The sequence below is a fragment of the Pseudomonas sp. GGS8 genome (assembly GCF_024168645.1).
Taxonomy (GTDB): Bacteria; Pseudomonadota; Gammaproteobacteria; order Pseudomonadales; family Pseudomonadaceae; genus Aquipseudomonas.
The window spans coordinates 90,317-105,314 of record NZ_JALJWF010000001.1 but is presented as its reverse complement, the minus strand read 5'-3'; the positions used below and the strand labels follow the sequence as shown (position 1 = coordinate 105,314).

At 60.3% G+C, this 14,998-nt stretch carries 15 protein-coding genes; 13 read left to right on the top strand and 2 right to left on the bottom strand.

The genetic code is table 11. From position 1 onward, the window contains the following. The first annotated feature begins 47 nt into the window (after positions 1-47). From J3D54_RS00450 to J3D54_RS00440, 3 genes are all read left to right on the top strand, one after another. Positions 48-1,016, top strand: a complete 969-nt coding sequence (locus tag J3D54_RS00450; RefSeq protein WP_253416249.1) for a GTP 3',8-cyclase MoaA — start codon at positions 48-50, stop codon at positions 1,014-1,016. A 169-nt stretch (positions 1,017-1,185) separates the two neighbouring features. After that, entirely contained in the window at positions 1,186-1,791 is a 606-nt protein-coding gene (locus J3D54_RS00445; RefSeq protein WP_253416248.1) for a DUF4823 domain-containing protein, read from the top strand. 16 nt (positions 1,792-1,807) lie between these two features. Continuing rightward, a complete protein-coding gene (locus tag J3D54_RS00440; RefSeq protein ID WP_253416247.1) occupies positions 1,808-2,368 on the top strand; it encodes a DUF1285 domain-containing protein in 561 nt (186 codons plus the stop codon). A gap of 59 nt (positions 2,369-2,427) precedes the next feature. Here J3D54_RS00440 and J3D54_RS00435 read toward each other — a convergent pair whose 3' ends face one another. Continuing rightward, entirely contained in the window at positions 2,428-3,300 is an 873-nt protein-coding gene (locus J3D54_RS00435; protein WP_253426441.1) for a triacylglycerol lipase, read from the bottom strand. 231 nt (positions 3,301-3,531) lie between these two features. Here J3D54_RS00435 and J3D54_RS00430 point away from each other — a divergent pair, with 231 nt between their 5' ends. The 10 genes from J3D54_RS00430 to J3D54_RS00385 all read left to right on the top strand — a co-directional run bounded on the left by J3D54_RS00430 (position 3,532) and on the right by J3D54_RS00385 (position 14,475). Continuing rightward, the gene (locus J3D54_RS00430; RefSeq protein ID WP_253416246.1) at positions 3,532-4,248 is read left to right on the top strand and encodes a FadR/GntR family transcriptional regulator; all 717 of its coding nucleotides are present in this window, start codon (positions 3,532-3,534) and stop codon (positions 4,246-4,248) included. A gap of 41 nt (positions 4,249-4,289) precedes the next feature. Next, on the top strand, positions 4,290-5,165 hold the full coding sequence (locus tag J3D54_RS00425) for an SMP-30/gluconolactonase/LRE family protein (protein ID WP_253416245.1): 876 nt from the start codon (positions 4,290-4,292) through the stop codon (positions 5,163-5,165). A 273-nt stretch (positions 5,166-5,438) separates the two neighbouring features. Then, positions 5,439-6,257, top strand: a complete 819-nt coding sequence (locus J3D54_RS00420) for an SDR family oxidoreductase (protein ID WP_253416244.1) — start codon at positions 5,439-5,441, stop codon at positions 6,255-6,257. A 130-nt stretch (positions 6,258-6,387) separates the two neighbouring features. After that, positions 6,388-7,392, top strand: a complete 1,005-nt coding sequence (locus J3D54_RS00415; RefSeq protein ID WP_253416243.1) for a substrate-binding domain-containing protein — start codon at positions 6,388-6,390, stop codon at positions 7,390-7,392. Between the two features lie 65 nt (positions 7,393-7,457). After that, the gene (gene araG, locus J3D54_RS00410; RefSeq protein WP_253416242.1) at positions 7,458-9,002 is read left to right on the top strand and encodes an L-arabinose ABC transporter ATP-binding protein AraG; all 1,545 of its coding nucleotides are present in this window, start codon (positions 7,458-7,460) and stop codon (positions 9,000-9,002) included. A gap of 9 nt (positions 9,003-9,011) precedes the next feature. Next, positions 9,012-9,980, top strand: a complete 969-nt coding sequence (gene araH, locus J3D54_RS00405) for an L-arabinose ABC transporter permease AraH (protein ID WP_105343023.1) — start codon at positions 9,012-9,014, stop codon at positions 9,978-9,980. Between the two features lie 198 nt (positions 9,981-10,178). Continuing rightward, entirely contained in the window at positions 10,179-10,892 is a 714-nt protein-coding gene (locus tag J3D54_RS00400) for a GntR family transcriptional regulator (RefSeq protein ID WP_253416241.1), read from the top strand. Next, complete coding sequence (locus J3D54_RS00395; RefSeq protein ID WP_253416240.1) at positions 10,889-11,887, top strand: ADP-ribosylglycohydrolase family protein; 999 nt, start codon at positions 10,889-10,891, stop codon at positions 11,885-11,887. Before J3D54_RS00400 ends, J3D54_RS00395 begins: the two co-directional genes overlap by 4 nt. A gap of 199 nt (positions 11,888-12,086) precedes the next feature. Beyond that, positions 12,087-13,553 (top strand): cytosine permease, encoded by a 1,467-nt coding sequence (locus J3D54_RS00390; RefSeq protein WP_253416239.1) that lies wholly within the window; start codon positions 12,087-12,089, stop codon positions 13,551-13,553. Next, entirely contained in the window at positions 13,546-14,475 is a 930-nt protein-coding gene (locus J3D54_RS00385; protein WP_253416238.1) for a PfkB family carbohydrate kinase, read from the top strand. The genes J3D54_RS00390 and J3D54_RS00385 overlap by 8 nt, the downstream gene beginning before the upstream one ends. Positions 14,476-14,587: 112 nt before the next feature. On the opposite strand, the gene J3D54_RS00380 is transcribed toward J3D54_RS00385, so the two are convergent. Then, entirely contained in the window at positions 14,588-14,968 is a 381-nt protein-coding gene (locus J3D54_RS00380) for a Rho termination factor N-terminal domain-containing protein (protein WP_253416237.1), read from the bottom strand. Positions 14,969-14,998: the final 30 nt, after the last annotated feature.

The following is a 14,998-nucleotide window of genomic DNA, read 5'->3' as shown; positions in this document are numbered from 1 at the left end:
GTGAGTCAAGTTTTGCGCGTTCGAATCTTCTTTCGCCGGAGTGATCCATGATCGTTGACCGTCAAGGCAGGCGTTTCCGCAATTTGCGGATTAGTCTGACCTCCGCTTGTAACTACGCTTGTACCTACTGTGTGCCTAATGGCAAGCGGCTGGTGGCTGCGCAGGATGAGTTGTCGGCCGAGGCGATGGCACGCGGCGTGGCCTATCTGATCGAAGCGGCGGGCATCGAGCGCTTGCGCATTACCGGTGGCGAGCCACTGGTCAGTCCCAAACTTGAAGCCTTCATGACAGCCGTCGGGCAGATGGGCCTGGCGGACATCAGCCTGACCACCAATGGCCAGTTGTTGGCGAAGAAGCTGCCGTTGCTGGTGGACGCCGGTATTCGGCGCATCAACGTTTCCCTCGATACTTTGGATGCGGGCGCTTTCCGTAGTATTGCGCGTGGTGGTGATCTGGCGACTGTCCTCGACGGCATGGATCAGGCTGCGGCGGCCGGCATCAAGATCAAGGTCAATATGGTGCCGTTACGTGGGCAAAACCTTGATCAGGTAATGCCGCTGCTCGATTACTGCCTGGAGCGCGGCTACGAGTTGCGCTTCATCGAGTTGATGCGCATGGGCCACCTGGCCAGCGATTCCAACGCCTTCCTGCAACAGTTCGTCAGTCTTCAGCAGTTGCTGAGCCTGATCGGCGAACACTACGAATACCTTCAGGCCGACGCGCCGGTCGATGCCACGGCGGTGCGTTACGAGATTCCGGGACAGGGCCACTTTGGCGTGATTGCCAACGAAAGCGTCCCGTTCTGCCGCACCTGCTCGCGTCTACGCTTGTCGTCCACTGGCTGGCTGCATGGCTGCCTGTCGTCGAGCAATCGCCACTATGTCGGCGACCTGCTGGATAAACCTCGTCACCAGGCACTGCCGGCGTTGCAGCGACTGCTGGTCAAAGCGTTGGGGGACAAGCAGGAAGTAGCGTTTTCTGGTGGCGCAACCATCATGAAGATTATTGGCGGCTGATTGGGCCTCATCGCGGGCAAGCCACGCTCCCACAGGATATTTGTAAACCTGTGGGAGCGTGGCTTGCCCGCGATTGCGTTCTGCCAGGCGACGATGCCCATGAGCTGGCGCGGAAGCTGCATCCCATGGCCATTCGCCGGTTTTCCGTCACCGGCTTCTGGAGGGTAGGATGCGTAGCCTGGTTTTGCTGCTGGCCGTTTTGGCGCTTGGTGGCTGCATGAATGTCAGCGATATGGCCGAAGGCACTCGCTACCACATGAGCGACGCGGGGCTGCTGGACCACAGCGATAGCCGCCGCGTGAATAACTTCCGCATTCAGCCGGACTCATTCATCTACATCGCCCAGGGCGCCTTCGCACCGCCGGGCAGTGCCTACCCGCGACCTAACGTGGTGGCCGAAGAAGCCTTCAACGGCTTTATCGAATATTTCCCGATGGTGCGCCGTGCCCGCACGCCGGAAGGTCTCGACGCGGCCATGGGTGAAGCCCGTGCCGCCGGCGCTCATTACCTGCTTTACACCCGTTTCGCCAAGGCCGATGACCGCATCGGCAACTCGGACGAGTGGCTCGATCAGGAGCATGTGGATCGCCTGGGGATCGACAGCGGTGTGATTCAAATCATGTTGATCGAGACCAGCACCCAGTATTTGATCGATACTGCACGTATCAAGAGTCGTGGCGGTTTACTGACGTTCCACGATAACAAGCCAGAAGATCTGTTGGGCCCACCGCTGGAGCAATATGCTCGTAGCCTGCTGGGGCTCAGCGACCAGTAATTCAAAGGAGAACGCCATGAGTGGCCCGCAAAAAGCCAATGATCTGTTGGGACAAATCCCCAAAACCAAAGGCTTGCCACCGGTCCACTTGTGGAACCCCGACTTCTGTGGCGACATCGACATGCGCATCGCCCGCGACGGCACCTGGTATTACCTGGGCACGCCGATCGGGCGCAAGCCGATGGTCAAGCTGTTCTCCACCATCATTCGCCGCGACGGCGATGATTACTTTCTGATTACTCCAGTCGAAAAGGTCGGCATCAAGGTCGACGACGCACCGTTCGTGGCGATTGCCGTGGAGGTAGAAGGCGAGGGGGAGGCTCAGGTCTTGCGCTTTACCACCAACGTCGATGAAACGACCGATGCCGGCGCCGAGCACCCCATGCGCGTGATGATCGACCCGCTGACTCAGGAGCCTGCGCCTTACGTACATGTGCGCAGCAACCTTGAAGCGCTGATTCACCGCAATGTGTTCTACCAGTTGGTAGAGCTGGCGGTGAGCCGTGTGATTGACGGGCAGAGCTGGCTCGGCGTCTGGAGCGGCGGTGAGTTCTTCCCTATCGGGCTTGAGCCGTAACGGGTTGAGCGCTGGAAACGAAACGGCCCGTTATTGCAACGGGCCATTTTTTTATGGGCTTACAACCCCTTGCTCTTGAGCCGGGCGGCATGTTCAAGGTAGAGCATCACCGGGCTCACGTTCCAACTGTTGATCCCGGCCATCTGATTGACTGCATCAAAATGGTCCATGGGGTAATCCGAGCGGATCACTTTGCCCAGGTGCGAACTGTAGCGGCCAACCAGCCCATCGTTGGCGTGCTTCTCTTTATAAAATAACTGCGACAGCACCTTACAGTTCAAATGGGTCGGGTCGAGGAGTTGCAGGCTTTGAAAGTTCTGCACGATCCCGCTCCAGGAGTAGTAATACACGCCGTTTTCAATTTCGTTGCCTTCTCCACCCCAGACCTTTGGCAGCCCTTGCGGGTATTTGCGATTGAAGGCGGCCAGTCCTGCACTGGTCAGCGATTCAAACGCCGCTTGAGGGTCGACGGGATTTTCCGGGTGGCCACTGACCAACGAAATGAAGGTGCCGACTGCGCTCAACAAGGCCAACACTAAGGCTTCGGGTAATTCTCCCGGTGTCAGTGCCTTGTGCAGTTGGTCGGCAATCTCGGAGCCGTGGTTAGGGCAACTGACCGAGGTGACCGAGGCGACCTTTTCCGGGTGCAGGGCTGCGACGTAGCGTGCGGCCAGGGGGCCTTGGCTATGGCCGATCAGATTGACCTTGGCGGCTCCCGTTTCCCGCAAAATGCGGTCGACGTGTTCGAGCAGTTTTTCACCACGTTCTTCATTGCCGTTGACGGTTGGAATATTCACGGCAAACACCTGGGCACCAGCACGCTCCAGGGCTTCCTCGATTTCGAAGAAGTACGGATAACCGGCGATTCTGTCGAAGCCGAAAAGACCGTGAACCAACACAATGGGGTATTTCGTAGACGCATCCATGTCCATATTCATACCTATCGATAGCGGATTTTAGTGAAACTGCCTGATCTGTTGCGGGCTAACCGTAGTTTACAAAGGGGGAGGGTTCAAATCCCTTTGGTCAAGGGAGGCACGTCGGTATTTTCAAGACACCTGAAAATCCAATTGACACTCAATCATATGATGATTAGCGTGGGCATCCATCGCGAACGGCTTTTGTGTCGTGTCGCTTTTTTCCATCGGGGCGGTGAGGTACCCATGTCCAGCAGTTTTCACGCGTCGACGGTTGATTGGCTGGGGTGCTGGATTGCCGCTGGCCAGGTGAAGCCCGGTCAAACCATCAAGGTTGAAGCCGACTTGGGTGAGCAGCTCGGGGTCAGCCGTACGGTCATCCGTGAAGCGATCAAAACCCTGGTCGCCAAAGGCATGCTTGAAGTCGGGCCGAAGGTCGGCACGCGCGTGTTGCCGGTACGGCGCTGGAACCTCTTCGATCCGCAAGTCGTCGGCTGGTTGTCGCGCAGCGGTTTGCCGGAAAACTTCGTCGATGACCTGCTCGACCTGCGCCGTACCATCGAACCGATGGCGGTGCGCTGGGCCTGTGAGCGCGCAACGGCGGAACAAGTGCAAGCGGTGCTTCAGGCCTACAACGCGCTGGAACGAGCGGTGGACAGTGGAGTTGATTACAACCGCGCCGACCAGTTCTTTCACGAGTGCATCCTCGCCGCCAGCCACAATCAATTCATCGAACAAATGGTCCCAGCCCTCGGCGCGCTGCTGGCGGTGTCTTTCGAAGTGTCTGCCGCCGACCCCGACGAACTGCGCCGAACCTTGCCGATTCACAAAGACATGGCCGACGCCATCGCCGCCCGGGATGCCGCGCGGGGTGTGTGGGCCTGCATGACGCTGATCGATAACGCCGACCTGGCGATCAAGCGCTTCTACCCCCAAGTCATGGCCGACAAGAAGGCAGGCTGACCAGGCTCGCTCCCAGATAAAAGCAATAAAAAGGAGGTTTCATGACGTGGACTGCGGTAACGGAGCACCGTGCCCGACTCGGTGAAGGCCCGTTCTGGGATGCACCGACCCAGGCGCTGTATTGGGTTGATATCGCCGGCCAACAGGCGCTGCGATTGATCGGCGCCAATGTGGAAATCTGGCAGATGCCGGAACACGTGTCCGCGTTCATCCCCTGCGAAAGCGGCGACGCCCTGGTGACGTTGAACAGCGGGGTTTATCGACTGGACCTGAACTCTCCCGGCCTGGAACCTAGGCTGACCTTGCTCTGCGTGGCCGATCCGCAACCCGGCAATCGCGCCAACGAAGCCCGCTGCGATGCCTTGGGCCGGCTCTGGCTGGGTACTATGCAAAACAACATCGGCGAGCTCGGCGAAGACTTGCCCATCGTGCGCCGCTCCGGTGGCCTGTTTCGCATCGACTGCGATGCTCGGGTCACGCCGCTGCTGCGAGGGCTGGGCATCCCCAACACGTTACTGTGGAGCGACGACGGCACAACCCTGTATTTCGCCGACAGCCTCGACGGCACGTTGTACCAACATTTCATCCATACCGACGGCAACCTCGACACCGCCTACGTCTGGTTTGGCCCCCACGAACGGGGCGGTCCCGACGGCTCGGCGATGGATGCCGAGGGCTACATCTGGAATGCCCGCTGGGACGGCAGTTGCCTGCTCAGGCTGACCCCGGACGGTCATGTCGATCGGGTGATCGAACTGCCTGTCAGCCGCCCCACCAGTTGTGTGTTCGGTGGCGAAGACTTCAAAACCTTATACATCACCAGTGCGGCGAGCCCGATCAACCACCCATTGGATGGTGCCTTGTTGTCGGTTCGAGTCGATGTGCCCGGAAAACCCTGTCGGAGATTCTCGGGTTAAATCCCAAAATATGGGATGTAAAATTATATATTGAGATTACTTAGCGGCCGGGTTTATAGTCGGCCCCATCAGTTACACGCACTCACACTTAAAAAAACAAAACAGGTGAAGTGATGCAGCGATATTCCACCGTCCTCCCTTGGGGCGACAGTGCTTCAGGCCGCCCTGGCGCCCGGGCGTTTTCACGCCTGCCTGCCTATTCCAAAAAGCCTTTTGACCGGACATCGACAGATGCCCGGTTTTCGTCGTGTCTTCGAACAGGAGTGTTGATCCATGGCTGAACCTCTTTCCTTGCCACCAGTGCCGGAACCGCCCAAGGGCGAGCGCCTGAAAAACAAGGTCGTGCTGTTGACCGGCGCCGCTCAGGGCATCGGCGAAGCGATTGTCGCGACCTTTGCGTCCCAGCAGGCCAAGCTGATCATCAGCGATATTCAGGCCGAGAAAGTCGAAAAGGTCGCGGCGCACTGGCGTGAACAAGGTGCGGATGTCGTGGCGATCAAGGCCGACGTATCGCGCCAACAAGACCTGCACGACATGGCCGGATTGGCCATTGAGCTTCACGGCCGGATCGACGTGCTGGTCAACTGCGCCGGGGTCAATGTGTTCCGCGACCCGCTGCAAATGACCGAGGAAGACTGGCACCGCTGCTTCGCCATTGACCTTGACGGCGCCTGGTATGGTTGCAAAGCCGTGCTGCCGCAGATGATCGAGCAGGGCATCGGCAGCATCATCAACATCGCCTCGACCCATTCCACCCACATCATTCCCGGCTGCTTCCCGTACCCGGTGGCCAAGCATGGCCTGCTTGGGCTGACCCGTGCCTTGGGCATCGAATACGCCCCCAAGGGCATTCGCGTCAACGCCATCGCGCCGGGCTACATCGAAACCCAACTGAACGTCGATTACTGGAACGGTTTTGCCGACCCCCATGCCGAACGTCAGCGGGCCTTCGACCTGCATCCACCGCGCCGCATCGGCCAGCCAATCGAAGTGGCGATGACCGCCGTGTTCCTGGCCAGCGATGAAGCACCGTTCATCAACGCTTCGTGCATCACCATCGATGGTGGGCGTTCGGTCATGTACCACGACTGAATAACTTGGCTTTCAGGCGCAAAACTACGTCTGAAATCCAATCATCATACGATATGACTATTGGCTGCATGCTTTGACCGCTGTATTGGCTTTCAAATAACGCTCAAAAAAAACAACAAGGAGTCAGCTTATGAAACGTCGTCGTGGGATCCGTTCCCTGTGCTGTGCCGCTTTGGCGGTCACCGCGGTCAGCCTGAGCAGTACGTTGCTGGCGGCCGAGGAGGTGAAGATCGGTTTTCTGGTCAAGCAAGCCGAAGAGCCCTGGTTCCAGACCGAGTGGGCCTTCGCTGAAAAGGCCGCCAAGGACAAGGGCTTCACGGTCATCAAGATCGCTGTACCTGACGGCGAGAAAACCCTCTCGGCCATCGACAGCCTGGCAGCAAACGGCGCCAAGGGCTTCGTGATCTGCCCGCCGGACGTATCCCTGGGCCCGGCGATCATGGCTAAGGCCAAACTCAACGGTTTGAAAGTGATCGCCGTCGATGACCGCTTTGTCGATGCCGGCGGCAAGTTCATGGAGGACGTGCCGTACCTCGGCATGGCAGCTTTCGAAGTCGGCCAGAAGCAGGGCGCCGCCATGGCCGCCGAAGCGAAAAAACGCGGCTGGGACTGGAAAGAAACCTATGCGGTGATCAACACCTTCAACGAACTCGACACCGGCAAGAAACGCACCGACGGTTCGGTTAAAGCCCTGGAAGACGCCGGGATGCCGAAAGACCACATTCTGTTCTCGGCGCTGAAAACCCTCGACGTGCCGGGCAGTATGGATGCCACCAACTCGGCGCTGGTGAAACTGCCGGGCGCGGCGAAAAACCTGATCATCGGCGGGATGAACGACAACACCGTGCTGGGCGGCGTGCGCGCCACCGAAAGCGCCGGTTTTGCCGCGGCTAACGTAATTGGCATCGGCATCAACGGCACCGATGCCATCGGCGAATTGAAGAAAGCCAACAGCGGCTTCTTCGGCTCGATGCTGCCGAGCCCGCACATCGAGGGCTACAACACCGCCAGCATGATGCACGAGTGGGTCACCACCGGCAAAGAACCGCCGAAATACACCGCCATGGACGACGTGACGCTGATCACGCGCGACAACTTCAAGCAGGAACTGGAAAAGATCGGCCTGTGGAATTGAGGGTCGGTTGATTTCATCGGCGGCCCCGGCAACGGGGCTGCCTGATCGGTGTGATGAGGTGGGTTATGCACGCACACGTACAAACAGATGAACAGCGCATTGGCGGCAGCCTGCGCTTCAACGGGATCGGCAAAACCTTTCCCGGGGTGAAGGCGCTGGACGGCATCAGCTTCGTCGCGCATCCGGGGCAGGTTCACGCCTTGATGGGCGAGAACGGTGCCGGTAAATCCACGCTGCTGAAAATCCTCGGCGGTGCTTACACGCCGAGCAGCGGCGACCTGCAGATCGGCGAGCAGACGAGGGTCTTCAAATCCACTGCCGACAGCATTGGCAGCGGGGTCGCGGTAATCCATCAGGAGCTGCACCTGGTGCCGGAAATGACCGTGGCCGAGAACCTGTTTCTCGGTCATCTGCCGGCGAGTTTCGGCCTGATCAATCGCAGCGTTTTGCGGCAACAGGCACTGGCCTGCCTCAAAGGCCTGGCCGATGAAATCGATCCGCAAGAGAAAGTCGGGCGCTTGTCCCTCGGTCAGCGACAACTGGTGGAAATCGCCAAGGCGCTGTCCCGTGGCGCGCATGTGATTGCGTTCGACGAACCCACCAGCAGCCTGTCGGCGCGGGAGATCGATCGCTTGATGGCGATCATCGGTCGTCTGCGGGACGAAGGCAAAGTGGTGCTCTACGTCTCCCATCGCATGGAAGAAGTGTTCCGCATTTGCAACGCGGTAACGGTGTTCAAGGACGGTCGCTTCGTGCGCACCTTCGAGGACATGAGTGCGCTGAGCCATGACCAGTTGGTGACGTGCATGGTCGGTCGCGACATTCAGGACATCTACGATTACCGCAGCCGCCCGCGTGGCGCGGTGGCGCTCAAGGTTGATGGTTTACTGGGGCCGGGCTTGCGTGAGCCGGTGAGTTTCGAGGTGCACAAAGGCGAGATTCTGGGTCTGTTCGGCTTGGTTGGCGCAGGTCGCACCGAGCTGCTGCGCATGCTCAGCGGGCTTACCCGCAACACGGCCGGACGTCTGGAGTTACGCGGCCATGAACTGAAACTGCGTTCGCCGCGCGATGCCATTGCGGCGGGGATTCTGCTGTGCCCAGAGGACCGCAAGAAGGAGGGCATCCTGCCGCTGGCCAGCGTCGCCGAGAACATCAACATCAGTGCCCGCGGCGCTCATTCCACCTTTGGTTGCCTGTTGCGCGGGCTGTGGGAGAAGGGCAACGCCGACAAGCAGATCAAGGCGCTGAAGGTGAAGACGCCCAACGCGGCGCAGAAAATCATGTACCTGTCCGGCGGCAATCAGCAGAAGGCGATTCTCGGTCGCTGGCTGTCGATGCCGATGAAAATCCTGCTGCTCGATGAGCCCACACGCGGCATCGACATCGGTGCAAAAGCGGAGATCTACCAGATCATCCATAACCTGGCCGCCAGCGGCATCGCAGTGATTGTGGTGTCCAGCGACCTGATGGAGGTCATGGGCATTTCCGACCGCATTCTGGTGCTCTGCGAAGGCACGATGCGCGGCGAACTGACCCGCGAACACGCCAATGAATCCAACCTGCTGCAACTGGCTTTGCCACGCCAACGCGCTGCCGACGTGGCGAACTGAGAGGTGACTATGACCATCCAAAACAATGCTCTGCCAACCCCGCGCAAACCGCTGGACCTGCGACGCTTTCTCGATGACTGGGTGATGCTGTTGGCGGCGGTCGGGATCTTCGTGCTCTGCACCTTGCTGATCGACAACTTTCTTTCGCCGCTGAACATGCGCGGTCTGGGACTGGCGATTTCCACCACCGGGATTGCCGCCTGCACCATGTTGTATTGCCTGGCATCGGGGCATTTCGACTTGTCGGTGGGCTCGGTAATTGCCTGCGCCGGCGTGGTCGCGGCGGTGGTAATGCGCGACACCAACAGCGTGTTCCTCGGCGTCAGTGCGGCGCTGGTGATGGGGCTGATTGTCGGGCTGATCAACGGGATCGTGATTGCCAAGCTGCGGGTCAATGCGTTGATTACTACGCTGGCGACCATGCAGATCGTGCGTGGCCTGGCATACATTTTTGCCAACGGCAAAGCGGTGGGCGTGTCGCAGGAATCGTTCTTCGTCTTCGGTAACGGCCAGTTATTCGGTGTGCCGGTGCCGATTCTGATCACCATCGTTTGCTTCCTGTTTTTCGGCTGGCTGCTGAATTACACCACCTACGGGCGCAACACCATGGCCATCGGCGGCAACCAGGAAGCGGCGCTGCTGGCCGGGGTCAACGTTGACCGGACCAAGATCCTCATCTTCGCTGTCCACGGTGTCATCGGCGCGTTGGCCGGGGTGATTCTGGCGTCGCGCATGACCTCGGGTCAGCCGATGATTGGCCAGGGTTTCGAGCTGACAGTGATCTCGGCTTGCGTGCTGGGCGGAGTGTCGCTCAGCGGCGGGATCGGGATGATCCGGCATGTGATCGCCGGGGTGTTGATTCTGGCAATCATCGAGAATGCGATGAACCTGAAGAACATCGATACCTTTTACCAGTACGTGATTCGCGGTTCGATCCTGTTGCTGGCCGTTGTGATCGACCGCCTGAAACAGCGCTGATTTTCTCTGTGGGAGCGGATGTCTGACACAGTGATACTGGATGCGCCGACGCTTTCGCGGGTAAGCCTCGCTCCTACAGTACGGCACGGATTCCCCTGTAGGAGCGAGGCTTACCCGCGAAAGCGGTCTGTCTGTCACACAATCCAGCGACAAAATATCCCTTGCTCGCCCTAATCCCTTTCGGTTATCACTTTGTACATGGTTAGACAGGTACGATTTGACAAGAAACAACGGGTGGTAGACGAGCTTATCCGGCGCATTGAAAGCGGCCTGATGGAGGACGGATTGTTATTGCCGGGCGAACATCAGTTGGCTCAAGAACTCAAGGTCAGCCGGGGTACGCTGCGCGAAGCCCTGGCCGAACTGAAACGGCGTCACTACATCGCCACGCAAAGCGGAGTCGGTTCCATCGTTACTTACGACGGCGTAGTGCTCGATCAGAGCAGCGGCTGGGCCCAGGCGCTGGCCGACAGCGGGGCGTTGATCAATACCGAAGTGCTGCGGTTGGAGGCGGTGACCCGGCCTGATTTGCTGCCGCGTTTCGGCACCGATCAATTCATCACCCTCGACCGGCGTCGGCGCGCCACCGACGGCACGCTGGTGTCTCTGGAGCGTGCGTTGATGCCCGCGACCGGAGGCCTGGAAGGCCTGCCGCGAGTGGGGCTGATTGATAACTCCCTGACCATCACGTTGGCCGCCTACGGCTATATCGGCGAGCACGGCGATCAGTGGATCGGTGCCGAACCCTTGAACGCCGAAGACGCCGAGCTGCTCGGGCGCCCGGTCGGCACGGTGTTCCTCAAGGCCCTGCGCACCACCTACGACCGGCAGAACCGGTTTATGGAACAGGTCGAAAGCCTGCTCGATCCGGTGCACTTTCGTCTGCATTTGCAATTTGGAGCTCCAAAATGACCGCGCTCAACCGTGCCCTCGGCGCGTTTTATGGACTGGCCCTGGGCGATGCGCTGGGCATGCCGACCCAATCCCTGAGCCGCGCCGATATCAAGGCGCGTTTCGTTGAAATCACCGATCTGCAAGACGCCGGCCCCGACCAACCGATCGCAGCAAACCTGCCCAAAGGTTCGATCACTGACGATACCGAGCAGGCGATCCTGGTCGGCCAGTTGTTGATTGACGGCGAGGGTTGGATCGAACCGGCGGTGCTGGCTCAACGATTGATCGAATGGGAAGCCGGGATGAAGGCCAAGGGCTCGCAAGACTTGCTCGGCCCCTCGACCACACGTGCAATCGAAATGATCCTCGCCGGCCACTCGCTGGAAGAGGCCGGGCGCTATGGCACCACCAATGGCGCAGCGATGCGCATCACCCCGGTGGGGATTGCGGTCGATGTCGCCGACCCAGAGCGTTTCATTCACGCCGTGGTGCAAGCCTGTCAGGTGACCCACAACACCACGCTGGGGATTGCCAGCGCGGCGGCGGTAGCGGCGGTGGTTTCCGCCGGGATCAACGGCATGGACCTGGGCGAGGCGTTGAACCTCGGCCAGCAGATCGCGCAGCAGGCTGAACGTCATGGCCATTGGATCGCTGGCGGGCGGATCGCCTCGCGCATCAGTTGGGCGCGCAGCATCAGTATCGACAGCGACAAGGCGTTGCTGGCGGATGTGTTGTACGACGTGATCGGCACTTCGGTGGCCTCACAGGAATCGGTGGTGGTGTCGTTTGCGCTGGCCCAGCAAGTGGCCATCGGCGAGATGACGGCCTTCGAAGCGCTGTGCATGGCCGCGAGCCTGGGCGGTGACACCGACACCATCGCGGCGATTCTCGGCGCCATGCTGGGGGCCTGTCTGGGGCTTGAGAGTTGGCCGGTGGCGATGCTCGAGCAGGTTAAAGCGGTGAACTCGTTGGAGTTGGAACCGTTGGTGCAAGGGCTGCTGGCCTTGCGTTGACTGCACTGACGCCATCGCGAGCAGGCTCGCTCCCACAGGGATTGCACGCGGTACCTGTGGGAGCGGGCTTGCCCGCGATGAACACGCCGCATACTTGAATTTTCACCCGCAATGGAACGCACAAACACGGGCAGGACGGCCGGCTGTTGTTTTGTCCTCCGAAATTGCCCACACCACAACAATTGCAAGGAGCATTTTCATGAGTTCATCGAACACCGGGCAAAGCGCCGGACAACTGGAAACCCGTGGTATCGAACCGGTGCCGGAAGGGGAGTGCAACGGTCATCCGCTGCAACTGTTCTGGGTCTGGTTCGCGGCCAACATTTCCATTCTCGGCTTGCCGTTGGGCGCCACGCTGGTGGCCTTTCGCGGGTTGGCCATCTGGCAGGCGGTCATCGTCGCCATCCTTGGCGCCGCCGGTTCTTTCGCGGTGGTGGGGATCATCTCCATTGCCGGTCGTCGTGGTCGCGCACCGAGCCTGACGTTGTCGCGGGCGATCTTCGGCGTGCGCGGCAATATCGGCCCGACGCTGGTCTCGCTGATGTCGCGCCTGGGTTGGGAAACGGTCAATACCACCACCGCCGCGTTCGTCTTGCTATCGCTGTGCTCGATCCTGTTCGGCTCGTCGGTGGAAGCCAAAAGCGCGCCGCTGCTGACCCTGGTGTTCATCGCCATTTTCGTGCTGCTGACGTTGTCGGTATCCGGCCTCGGCCACGCTACATTGCTGGTGATCCAGAAATGGGCGACCTACGTGTTCGGTGCGCTGAACATCCTGGTCGGCGGTTTCCTTTGCGCGACCATCGACTGGAGTGCCGTGTTCAATGCCACGCCAGCACCGTTGAGCGCGATGATTATCGGCATCGGCACCATGGCTGCCGGCACCGGAATCGGTTGGGCCAACGCCAGCGCAGACATGTCGCGCTACCAGCACCGCAGCGTCAAAGCTGTGCGTCTGGTGGCGTCGGCGGCGTTCGGTGCGGGGATTCCGCTGGTGCTGCTGATCACCCTCGGCGGTCTGTTGTCGGTGGGCAACAACGATCTGGCCTCGGCCACTGACCCGATTGTCGCGATCCGCGACATGCTGCCGACCTGGATGGCGGTGCCGTATCTGATCACCGCGTTCGGCGGGCTACTGCTGTCGAACAACCTGTCGGTGTACTCCGCCGGGTTGACCACCTTGACCCTCGGTTTGAAGGTCAAGCGCGTGTACGCGGTGGTGGTCGATATCGTCGCGATCTTCGCCGGCTCGATCTATTTCATGCTGATTGCCGAGAGTTTTTACGGTCCGTTCATCACCTTCATTTCCTTGTTGGCGGTGCCGATCACGGCGTGGGTCGGGATCTTCGTGGTCGACCTGATCCACCGTCATTACTACAGCCCCAAGGATCTGCTGGACGTCAGCCCGAGCAGCGCCTACTGGTATCGCGGCGGTGTCGAGTGGCGTGCCTTCGGTGCATGGGCGCTGGCGATTGTGTTGGGTTTCAGTTTCACCACCATTGGCACCACGGAACAAGATGTCTGGTTCCGGGGCTTCCTGTCCGACTCCTGGCTGGGTCATAACGGCCTGGGCTGGATCGTGACGTTCGTGGTGGCTGGTGGGATTTACTGGCTGCTCGGCGGTGCCAAGGACCGCCGTACCGCGTTGCTCGAGCCGGCGCATGTCTAGGCTGCTGCACACCGGCCAGGTCGTGATCGACCTGGTCATGGCCGTGGACAAGTTGCCTCATTCGGGCGGTGACGTACTGGCGCAATCCGCCCGTTTCGAGGCCGGCGGCGGTTTCAATGTGATGGCCGCGGCCCGGCGAAACGGCTTGCCGGTGGTTTACCTCGGGCGTCATGGCAACGGCCGTTTTGGTGATCTGGCCCGTGAGGCGATGACCGCGGAAGGCATTCGCATCGGCGTCGATCAGAGCACCGAGCGCGACACCGGACTGTGCGTCGCGCTGACCGAAGCCTCGGCCGAACGCACGTTCATTTCCTACATCGGCGCCGAAGGCGAAATGACCGCCGAAGACCTGGCGAGTGTGCCGGCCGAGGCGGGGGACGTTGTCTACGTCAGCGGCTACAGCCTGTTGCATGGCGGCAAGGCGCAGGTGCTGGTGGATTGGCTGCTGGATCTGCCGGGCGGGATCAAGGTGGTGTTCGATCCGGGCCCGTTGGTGGATTCGCCGGACGCGCCGCTGATAAAGGCCTTGCTGCCGCGCATTGATTTGTGGACCAGCAACAGTGTCGAGGCGCTGCGGTTTACCGGGGCGTCGGACATTGCCGAGGCGTTGAATATTTTGGCGGATCAGTTGCCGACGGACGCCCTGATGGTGGTGCGCGATGGGCCGCAGGGGTGCTGGATCAGCCAGCATGGCGAGCGCCGACAGGTGCCGGGATTCAAGGTCACGGCCGTCGACAGCAACGGTGCGGGGGATGCCCATGCCGGGGTGTTTGTGGCGGGGTTGGCGCGAGGTTTGTCGGCGATGGAAGCGGCTCGGCGAGCGAATGCGGCTGCGGCGTTGGCCGTTACTCGTTGGGGGCCGGCGACTTCGCCGGGGGCGGCGGAGGTGGATGCGTTGATCTTTGAGACTTTTGGCGTTTGACCCACGGCCATCGCGAGCAGGCTCGCTCCCACATCTGTGTCATTCACAAGACCCAATGTGGGAGCGGGCTTGCCCGCGATGGAGCCCTTGAATTCACCCACAATCCAGACCTTTAACCCGCCTTGCGCAACGCCTCGATCAGCTCTTGCTTGCGCATGCTCGAGCGCCCTAGGATCTTCTTCGCCCGGGCTTCTTTCATCAGGCTGTCCACTGTCTGCGTATCGCGCGAAGCCTTGCTGTTGCGCGGCTTGCCCTCACGGGTGGCGACTGCGCGGCGGGCTGATTCCTTGCGATCTGCCGACTTGGCACTGGCCGGTTTCTTGCGTCCCGAGCCGCCGGCGCGTTCACCGCCACCGGACTGTTTGTTCACCGTCGCCCAGGCGCGAGCTTCGGCTTCATCCTTCGATACGCCTTTGTGCTCGTAGCTTTCTTCGATGTGTTCGGCCTTGCGTTTCTGCTCGGCGGTGTACTTGTCTTTGCTTCCACGAGGCATGGGATTTCTCCTGCTTCAGGATGTATCCAT